The organism is Kitasatospora sp. MY 5-36, from assembly GCF_001182915.1.
Lineage (GTDB): Bacteria > Actinomycetota > Actinomycetes > Streptomycetales > Streptomycetaceae > Kitasatospora.
The window spans coordinates 1-956 of sequence record NZ_LFVW01001299.1 but is presented as its reverse complement, the minus strand read 5'-3'; the positions used below and the strand labels follow the sequence as shown (position 1 = coordinate 956).

Annotated in this window: 1 pseudogene; it reads right to left on the bottom strand. The window is 80.1% G+C overall.

What is annotated here, in order from left to right:
- Positions 1-51 precede the first annotated feature (51 nt).
- Positions 52-956, bottom strand: a pseudogene (locus AE652_RS47170) (hypothetical protein); the annotation flags it as partial.

Here is a 956-nt window from a genome sequence, read left to right as displayed (position 1 = left end):
CGGCGGCGCCGCCGGGGACCCGCCCCGACGGCGCCGCGCACGCGTATCCGGTCAGCCCCGGCGGCCCCAGCGACGGCCCTTGCCCTTGCCGTCACCCTCACCCTGGGCGTTCCCACGGCCCTCGGGCCGCTCCGCACCGCCCTGGGCGCCGCTCTGCGGGCCGCCGTACGAACCGCCCTGGCCCGGGCCGCCGTGCTCCCAGCGCGCCCACTCGTCGTGCGAGCCGAGCAGGGTGTCGGTGAGGCTCGGCAGGTCGTCCATCGGCGTCTCCTCGGCCCACTCCGGCCGCGGCCGCTCGGCGGCCGGCTGCGACGGCGACTGCGGCCCGGAAGCCGGCTCCGCGCCGATCACCGGCAGCTCACGGGTGCTGTCGACCGGCTCCGCGCGCCTCGGCGCCTGCGCCGCCCGGCCCTCGGCCCGCCCTTCGCTGCGGCCGTCCGTACGGCCCTCAACGCGCCCGGGCTCGATCCGCGGCAGCACCGCGGTCCGGTCGGCCTCCGCCGGGACCTTCGGCAGCACGGCCGTCTCGTCCACCGCCGAGGCCGGTACCACCGGCAGCCTGGTGGTCTCGTCGACCGCACCGGCGGCCCGACGCGCCTCGGCAGCCTTGCGCGCCTCTGCGGCTTCGGCCGCCCGGACGGCGGCCTGCCGGTCCCGCGGCGACAGCTCGCGCGTCGCCTCGTCCCCGAGCCCGCCCGACGAGGCCTGAGCCGCGTCCCGCGGAGCGTCCTTCGGGATGTCCCGGACCGCCCGCAGCTCCGTGGTCGCCTCCCCCGACGCCGAACCCGAGCCCGAACCCGAACCCGCCGCCGAACCCGAACCCGCCGAGCCAGAACCCGACCCAGAACCCGACCCCGGCCGCCCCTCGGCCCGGCCCTCCGCCGACTCCGCCGCAGCGGCCGCAGCCGCGAGCGCGGCAGCCTGCGCCAGCCGCGCCTCCTCGGCCCGCTGGAGCG